The organism is uncultured Thiohalocapsa sp. (assembly GCF_913062725.1).
Classification (GTDB): Bacteria; Pseudomonadota; Gammaproteobacteria; order Chromatiales; family Chromatiaceae; genus Thiohalocapsa.
On record NZ_CAJXWY010000049.1, the window covers coordinates 22,656 to 30,230 of the forward strand.

At 66.1% G+C, this 7,575-nt stretch carries 10 protein-coding genes; 9 read left to right on the forward strand and 1 reads right to left on the reverse strand.

Features of this window, described 5'->3' with window-relative positions:
* Positions 1 to 340 precede the first annotated feature (340 nt).
* From QZ588_RS13295 to QZ588_RS13325, 7 genes are all read left to right on the forward strand, one after another.
* Positions 341 to 688 carry a hypothetical protein gene (locus tag QZ588_RS13295; protein ID WP_295543436.1) on the forward strand — a complete coding sequence of 116 codons (348 nt, stop codon included), beginning with the start codon at positions 341 to 343 and terminating at the stop codon, positions 686 to 688.
* A gap of 103 nt (positions 689 to 791) precedes the next feature.
* Entirely contained in the window at positions 792 to 1,589 is a 798-nt protein-coding gene (gene mazG, locus QZ588_RS13300; protein ID WP_295543428.1) for a nucleoside triphosphate pyrophosphohydrolase, read from the forward strand.
* A gap of 51 nt (positions 1,590 to 1,640) precedes the next feature.
* On the forward strand, positions 1,641 to 2,507 hold the full coding sequence (locus tag QZ588_RS13305) for a DUF4743 domain-containing protein (RefSeq protein WP_295543429.1): 867 nt from the start codon (positions 1,641 to 1,643) through the stop codon (positions 2,505 to 2,507).
* A gap of 3 nt (positions 2,508 to 2,510) precedes the next feature.
* On the forward strand, positions 2,511 to 3,743 hold the full coding sequence (gene ispG / locus QZ588_RS13310; protein ID WP_295543430.1) for a flavodoxin-dependent (E)-4-hydroxy-3-methylbut-2-enyl-diphosphate synthase: 1,233 nt from the start codon (positions 2,511 to 2,513) through the stop codon (positions 3,741 to 3,743).
* Between the two features lie 214 nt (positions 3,744 to 3,957).
* Positions 3,958 to 4,461: a heme-binding protein gene (locus QZ588_RS13315; RefSeq protein ID WP_295543431.1), complete on the forward strand. Its 504-nt coding sequence runs from the start codon at positions 3,958 to 3,960 to the stop codon at positions 4,459 to 4,461.
* Between the two features lie 85 nt (positions 4,462 to 4,546).
* Entirely contained in the window at positions 4,547 to 5,335 is a 789-nt protein-coding gene (locus QZ588_RS13320) for a dienelactone hydrolase family protein (RefSeq protein ID WP_295543432.1), read from the forward strand.
* A 51-nt stretch (positions 5,336 to 5,386) separates the two neighbouring features.
* A complete protein-coding gene (locus tag QZ588_RS13325; protein ID WP_295543433.1) occupies positions 5,387 to 5,677 on the forward strand; it encodes a DNA-binding transcriptional regulator in 291 nt (96 codons plus the stop codon).
* 311 nt (positions 5,678 to 5,988) lie between these two features.
* Here the strand turns inward: QZ588_RS13325 and QZ588_RS13330 are convergent, their stop codons facing one another.
* Complete coding sequence (locus QZ588_RS13330; protein WP_295543434.1) at positions 5,989 to 6,792, reverse strand: lysylphosphatidylglycerol synthase transmembrane domain-containing protein; 804 nt, start codon at positions 6,790 to 6,792, stop codon at positions 5,989 to 5,991.
* Between QZ588_RS13330 and QZ588_RS13335 the strand changes: the two genes are divergently transcribed.
* Both QZ588_RS13335 and QZ588_RS13340 read left to right on the forward strand, forming a co-directional pair.
* Positions 6,769 to 7,218: a TonB-dependent receptor gene (locus QZ588_RS13335; RefSeq protein ID WP_295543437.1), complete on the forward strand. Its 450-nt coding sequence runs from the start codon at positions 6,769 to 6,771 to the stop codon at positions 7,216 to 7,218. The two genes, QZ588_RS13330 and QZ588_RS13335, sit on opposite strands and share 24 nt — an antisense overlap.
* Before the next feature lie 2 nt (positions 7,219 to 7,220).
* A partial coding sequence (locus QZ588_RS13340) for a hypothetical protein (RefSeq protein WP_295543435.1) occupies positions 7,221 to 7,575 on the forward strand: 355 nt, incomplete at its 3' end.

The following is a 7,575-nucleotide window of genomic DNA, read 5'->3' on the forward strand; positions in this document are numbered from 1 at the left end:
CGCCCCCAGCCCGCAAAAGCGAAAAGGATGCGACGGGTCGACGTGCGCACGGCAACGCGCCGTCCCGGGTATCACCGGCGGGCCCGGCTGGGCAGCAGCTGGACGCTTTTCGCGTAGACCGGTGTCTGCCGCGTTCGTTACCATGCACGCCAGCGTCACCGGCGTGGCGCTCCGGTGCTCGCGCGCGCCCGGTAAGTACCCGGCCTGCGGACGCCCAAACGATCATGCCGACCCCGGCGCCGCCGCGTGTCGGATCACCCAATCAGACCGTTGTGCCGCCGCCAAAGCGCCTGTGCGCCGCCGCAGCGCCACGTGACGGGGAGGAAGCGCCTTGCGCATCGTGCTCATCCTGCTCGCGACGGCCTGGGCGGTCGGCGCCCTGCTGGCGTTCGTGCTCACCCGCGAGAAGACGCTCGATGCCAAGCTGACCGCGGGCTACCTGGTGGCGTGGCCGGCGCTGCTGGTGCTGGTGTACATCAACCAGCCCTTGCCGCTGTGGATCGGGTTGCCGGTGATGTTCGGGTTCATCCCGTGGTTCCTCGCCGGGCCCCACCTGTGGCAGATCGTCAAAGACCCGGGCAGTTCCAAGCCGGACGAGGTCATCGGCATCCCCATCGCCTACTGGAAGTGGGGCAGCATCGCCGCGGTGGTCCTGGGCGTGCTGTTCAATGCCCTGGTCCGACCCTAATCCCACCGGCCATCCCAAGGTTGCGCCGCTTGCAGACTCCGCCGCCGCCATGAGCCATCCGCACGACCGACCCCCGCATGCGCCCGCACCCGATGCCCGCGCCATGGACCCGCGCAGCATCGAAGCCCTTCTGGCCGTGGTGGCGCGGCTGCGCGATCCCGAGCACGGCTGTCCCTGGGATCTGGAGCAGACCCCGCGCACCATCCTGCCGTTCACGCTGGAAGAGGCCTACGAGGTCGCCGAGGCCATCGAGAACGACGATATGGCCGAGCTGTGCGAGGAGCTCGGCGACCTGTTGTTCCAGGTGGCCATCTATTCACGCATGGCCGAGGAGGACGAGGCCTTCGACTTCGGCGACGTGGTGGCCTCCATCACCGGCAAGATGATCCGCCGCCATCCGCATGTCTTCGGCAACGCACAAGTGGCGAGCGAAGCGGAGGTGCGCGAGAACTGGGAAACCATGAAGGCCGCCGAGCGCGAGGCCAAGGGTCGGCGCCTGCGCACCAGCGTCATGGAAGGCGTGGCCCAGGCCCTGCCCGCCCTGGTGCGCGCCGCGAAGCTGCAAAAGCGCGCCGCCCGCGTCGGCTTCGACTGGGACACCCCCGACGGCGTCGCCGCCAAAATCCGCGAAGAGCTCGCCGAGTGCGAGGAGACCTTCAGCGCCCACGCCGATCCGCTGCAGCGGGTGCATGAGGTGGGTGATCTGCTCTTTTCCTGCGTCAACCTGGCCCGCCACTTGGGTGTGGATGCGGAGCAGGCATTGCGCGCCGCCAATCACCGCTTCGAGCGCCGCTTCATGCGGGTGGAGGTCTGCCTGGGGGCCGCCGGCAAACAACCCGCGCCCGAGCATCGCGACGAAATGGAGCGGCTCTGGGACAGTGTGAAGCAGGAGGAGCGTTGACCGCGGGGCCGGCGCGTTCGTCGCCGCACGCCGCCGCGCGCGCCTTCGCCAATGTCATATCTCGACCACATCCACGCCTGTAACCGCTGGGAGCCCGCCGCATTCGAGGCCTTTGTGGTGGGCGGCGAGCGGCTCGGACTGGTGCGGCGGCGCTTCGCCGATGCCTTGGCCGCCCTCGGCACCGACTTCGTGCGCGCATCGGATGGTCTGCACTGGCAAACGGCCCCGGCCGACTTCGGCGCCCGTGTCGAGGCCTTCGCGGCGCTCAGCGCCGATCTCGACCGCCGGGGCTTGGTGAGTCATCTCCACGGCGAGCGCTATCCGGTGCTGAATACCGCCGGCGAGCCGCGCTTCCTGATGGACCGTGCGGTGGCGCCTTATTTCGGCATTCGCGCCTTCGGCCAGCACCTCAATGGCTATGTGCGCCGTGACGATGGGCTCCACCTGTGGGTCGGGCGGCGCTCGCAGAGCCGCCGGGTGGCGCCGGGGAAGCTCGATCACATGGTCGCCGGCGGCCTGCCCTGGGGCATTTCGCTGCACGAGAACCTGCGTAAAGAATGCTGGGAGGAGGCGGGGCTGCCGGCGGCCATCGCCGATCGCGCTCGCCCCGTCGGCATCGTCAGCTATTGCCGTGATTCCGATCGCGGCCTCAAGCCCGACACCATCTACTGCTACGACCTGGCGCTCCCGGAAGACGTCATCCCGCGCTGCAACGACGACGAGGTGGAGTCATTTCAGCTGTTACCGGTGCGCGAAGTCATGCGCATCGTCGACACCAGTGATGACTTCAAGCGCAACTGCAATCTGGTCATCATCGACTTCCTGCTACGCCATGGACTCATCGGCCCGGAGCACCCAGATTACCTCGCACTCGCGCATGGGCTGAGACCGCCGTTCGCCGTATCACACCCGAGGTAAGACATGACCAGCAGCCAAACCCCCATCCGACGGCGCAGCACACAGCGCGTGCTGATCGGCGGCATCGGCGTCGGCGGCGACGAGCCGATCCGCGTGCAGTCCATGACCAACACCGACACCGCGGACATCGAGTCCACGGTAGCCCAATGCGCCGAGCTGGCCCGGGCGGGCTCAGAATTCGTGCGCATCACCGTCAACAACGAGACCGCCGCCGCCGCCGTCGCGCGGGTGCGCGAGCGCTTGGACGCCATGGACATCGGCGTGCCGCTGATCGGCGACTTTCACTTCAATGGTCATCGGCTGCTGTCGGACTATCCGGCCTGTGCGGAGGCGTTGGCCAAGTACCGTATCAATCCGGGCAACGTCGGCCGCGGCGAGAAGCGCGACAGCCAGTTCGCCACCATGATCGAGATCGCCTGCCGCTACGACCGGCCGGTACGCATCGGCGTCAACTGGGGCAGCCTCGACCCGGAGCTGGTGGTGCGCATGATGGACGCCAACGCGAAGTCGCCGTCGCCGAAAGAGGCCGACGTGGTCATGCGCGAGGCCATGGTGGAGTCCGCCATCTCCAGCGCGCAGCGCGCCGAGGCGCTGGGTCTGCCGCGGGATCACATCATTCTCTCCTGCAAGATGAGCGGCGTGCAGGACCTCATCGCCGTCTACCGCATGCTCGCCGAGCGCACCGACCACGCCCTGCACCTGGGCCTGACCGAGGCGGGCATGGGCTCCAAGGGCATCGTCGCCTCCACGGCGGCGCTGGCGGTGCTGCTGCAGGAGGGCATCGGCGACACCATCCGTGTCTCACTCACCCCCGCACCCGGCGAGTCGCGCACCCGCGAGGTGGTGGTGGCGCAGGAGGTGCTGCAGACCATGGGCCTGCGGCCTTTCGCGCCCATGGTCACCGCCTGCCCGGGCTGCGGGCGCACCACCAGCACGGTGTTCCAGGAGCTCGCCGAAGATATCCAAGGCTATTTGCGTGCGCAGATGCCCGTGTGGCGCGAGACCCACCCCGGCGTGGAAACCATGCAGGTGGCCGTCATGGGCTGTGTGGTCAATGGTCCCGGCGAGAGCAAGCAGGCCAACATCGGCATCAGCCTGCCCGGCACCGGCGAGCAGCCGTCCGCCCCTGTCTACATCGACGGTCAAAAGGTGACCACCCTCAAGGGCGCCGGCATCGCCGAGCGGTTCAAGGCGATGGTGGATGACTATGTCGCGGAGCACTATCCGGCGCGCTGATCAGGGGCCTGATGACGGCGCGTGCCCCGCTGTCGCGGATCAGCCGAGCGCGGGCGCCGGCGGCGGGGCCGACCGGCCGCTGCGGACGATGTCCCTTTGCGGACGCGGAATCATGCCCATCTTGAGGGAGCGGTGGGCTGGGGCCCATGTGCCCGTGGCATGCCGTGTCTCATCACCACCAAATTCGAACGATACTCGCACGAGGAGTTTCCGCATGACCCGTCAGCTGCACATCCGCTCCGCCGCCCTGGCCGCCGTGCTCACCGGCGCCGCGGCGCCGGCGCTGGCCGAAGATCCCATGACCGTATCGGTGAAGCGCATGTCCCTCGGCACCGCGCAGAAGATCGCCCAGGCCACCATCGATGCCTGCCGCGAGCAGGGCATTCAGATCGGCGTGACCGTGGTGGACCGCGACGGAGTGGTGCAGGTGCAGCTGCGCGACACCATCGCCGCCCCCATCACCGTGCCCATCAGCTACAAAAAGGCCTACACCGCGGTCAACTTCAACGCTGACACCTCGGCCCTCGCCGAGCGCGCCGACACCGCCGTCGGCCGCCAGGACTTCCTGGTCATGTCCGCCGGCGGCGTCACCGTGACCACCGGCGGTGCGCTCATCGGCGGCGTCGGCGTCAGCGGCGCCCCCGCCGGCGAGACCGACGAGGCATGCGCCAAGGCCGGTGTCGCCGCCGTGCAGGATGACCTGGAGATGGCTTTTTAACCAACACAACACCAGCCGCACCGCCACCCGTGGTGACGGCGCCAGCGCCACATCCAACGCCCCGATTCTCCAAAGAGCTCATACCATGCGCACCCTCCTTGCATTGTTGTTGACTGTTTCCGCGAGCGTCATGTCCATCACGGCGACGGCGGAGATACAGACGAAGGCCGTCGACTACATGGACGAGGACGTGCCCCTCACCGGTCACCTGTACTGGGACGACAGCATCGAGGGCAAGCGCCCCGGCGTGCTGGTGATCCACGAGTGGTGGGGCCTGAACGACTACGCCCAGCAGCGCGCGCGGATGCTCGCGGCGCTGGGCTACGTGGCCTTCGCAGCCGACATGTACGGCAATGACCAGGTCACCGATCAACCGAGTCAGGCGCGGGAGTGGATGCAGTACATCACCGCCGACGTGGAACTGTGGCGCCAGCGCGCCGGTCTGGGGCTCGAGCAGCTCAAGGCCAGCGAATATGTCGATGCGGACAAGACAGCGGCCATCGGCTACTGCTTCGGCGGCGGCACCGTGCTGCAGATGGCCTATGGCGATGCGGACGTGCTCGGTGTGGTGAGCTTCCATGGCTCCCTGCCCGCCGCCCCCGAAGAGACCTGGGGCAAGATCGCGCCGGAGATCCTGGTGCTGCACGGCCAGGCGGACAGCTTCATCGCCCCGGAGGTGGTCACCAACTTCCAGAACAAGCTCGAAGAGGCCGGCGCCAACTGGGAGATGGACATCTACGGCGGCGCCCGCCACGGCTTCACCAACCCGGACGCCGGCGACTACGGCATCGATAATCTCCAGTACGATGCCCAGGCCGACGCCCGTTCCTGGGCGCGGATGCAAGCCTTCTTCGACGAGCTGTTTGCGGACTGACGCAGTCCGGGGCCGAGATCGAGTGCGATCAGCACCACGCGTAGCGATGCGATGGCCTCGATCCACGAAACCATGGAGGCCCTCCATGAGGTGGGCGCCATCGACAAGCAGACCATGCGCGCGTTCGACGACGCCTGCCTGACGCCGGTCGAATCCCTTTCTCCCGAAGCCATCCGCGCTCTGCGCGAGCGCGAGCATCGTTCTCTGCCGGTCTTCGCCCGTTACCTCCACGTGAGCAAGAATCTGGTCTCGGACTGGGAGCGAGGCGTGAAGCGCCCCGGTGGGCCGGCACTTCGGCTTTTGACCGTCATCGAGAAGGAGGGGAATCAAGCGATCGCCTGAGCGCTCAAAGACCAGTCGAGAAGCATCGACTTCTACGCTGGTCATCCTTGCAAATTTAAAGCATTGTTTTAGATATGCAAGGAAATTCCCTGCTATCGGTTTTTCCGCATGCGAAATTTTCCGGAGTTTCGCGTCTCCCAAGGGAACGCCTCTGCGGTGCGTCTGCCACCCCTTCATCCGCCGCGATCTCCTAGCGAAATACGCTGTTTTGGACTAACCGGCGGTCGAGGGCCGACCTTCGCGACGAACTGCTGTCTGCGTCGGGCGCGATCCCCTCAAGATAGCCGGCATTGCTGAGTCGGCCCGCCCCGTCAGGTGCTGCCTTCTCGGCCCAGGATGAAGACCGCGACCAGACCAAGGATGACTGCGAACCAGAGCGTCACGGCTCGGCAGATCACCGTTGCCAGCACGGCTGTTCCAAAGGTCGCGCCGCCGCCGGCAGCCAACAAAGCCACCATGGCCGCTTCAGCGCCGCCCAGCCCGCCCGGCAGAAAGGACAATGCACCGGCCAGCATGCTGATGGCATAGATACCCATCGCCTGCAGTGCGCCCATATCGACATCCAGCCAGACCAGCAACAAGTAGAGCCCCCAAGCCTCAGCGCCCCAAGCGACCAAGCCAATCAGCAGGCCGCCAAGTAAGCGCTTGGGCGCCAACAGCAGTCGAGCGTTGTCAAGCAGTGAAAGGGTTGCATTCCTGATTTGCAACCAACGGCCCCGCTTCGGCGACCAGGCCAGTAAGCGCCGAGCGATCCTTGGGCGTGTCAGCATCAACAACAGCCCAGCGACGATGACGATGACGATCAGCGCGGGAACCGTCCGATCCGCGAAGATCTGCAATGCTAGCGCCGCGAGCATCACCACTGCGGCGAGATCCAGGACGCGCTCCACCGCCAACGCGGCCAACCCCGGCGACCAGGGCACGCCAGCGCTCTTCAGGTAGACCGAGCGCACAGCCTCACCTGCTTTACCTGGCGTGACAGTAAAGGCAAAGCCGGCCAGGTAGATCAGCACCTTCTCGAGCGGAACGGCCGCGAGGAAATCGAGCGCTTCAATACGGAGGGCTCGACCATTTTTGGTCTGGAACTGGATCTGGCCTACCGCTTTGACGAGCACTGGTCCGCCAATGCCGGACTCGCCTACAGCCAGTCCCGCTACGACGAGGAGCAGGAAATTTTTCCCGGCGTCTTTTCCGACCGCTACAACAAGGTGCCGGACTGGTCCGGCCTCCTCCAGGTGGTTTACGACAATGACGACCTTTTCGACGCCTACTTCGCCATCAAGTGGACCGGAGAAATGGAAGTGGCCCGTGAATCAACCGCAACGGTTGAAGAAAGCGCCGACTTCTTCGTGGTCGACCTGGGTATCAGCAAGACCTTCGCTCTCAACGACAGCATCGACCTGACCTTGCGGGCCGGCATCGAGAACCTCTTCGACGACTATCAGGAGGATTACGAGGCCGGAATTGATCGCGACCCGGGCTACATCTACGGGCCGCGCTATCCCCGCACCTTCATTCTCGGTGCGCGGATCGATTTTTAAACATGCCTTTCGTCCATTCTGCATTATTGATGCTGTCGGTCCTCGCGGCCGGCAGCATCTTCGGCTATCCGCTGGGCACCGAGCTCCCCCGTCCTGCGCTCGTCAAAGGGGAGCGCTTTACCCTGCGTCCGGTTCAGCTGGAAACGGAAACCCGCGTCGTTTTGTTCTTTTACTCGGCCTCTTGGTGTGCCCCCTGCCGGGAGACCGGCGAGGCGGTGGTGGCCAAGCTGGGCGAAGGTCATCTGTTCGTCCTGCTGGCGGGCGAGCGGCTGGGGTATCGCGGCGTGTTCCAGGCCCTGATCGAGGACGGTGTCACCTACCGGCAGTATTGGAAACGGATCCGGCGCGCCGAGGGGC

What these genes read in the sequence shown, in the direction of transcription:
- mazG (WP_295543428.1), top strand. Translation starts at nt 792, where the DNA reads ATGGACCCGCGCAGCATCGAAGCCCTTCTGGCCGTGGTGGCGCGGCTG.
- QZ588_RS13305 (WP_295543429.1), top strand. Translation starts at nt 1,641, where the DNA reads ATGTCATATCTCGACCACATCCACGCCTGTAACCGCTGGGAGCCCGCC.
- ispG (WP_295543430.1), top strand. Translation starts at nt 2,511, where the DNA reads ATGACCAGCAGCCAAACCCCCATCCGACGGCGCAGCACACAGCGCGTG.
- QZ588_RS13315 (WP_295543431.1), top strand. Translation starts at nt 3,958, where the DNA reads ATGACCCGTCAGCTGCACATCCGCTCCGCCGCCCTGGCCGCCGTGCTC.
- QZ588_RS13320 (WP_295543432.1), top strand. Translation starts at nt 4,547, where the DNA reads ATGCGCACCCTCCTTGCATTGTTGTTGACTGTTTCCGCGAGCGTCATG.
- QZ588_RS13325 (WP_295543433.1), top strand. Translation starts at nt 5,387, where the DNA reads ATGGCCTCGATCCACGAAACCATGGAGGCCCTCCATGAGGTGGGCGCC.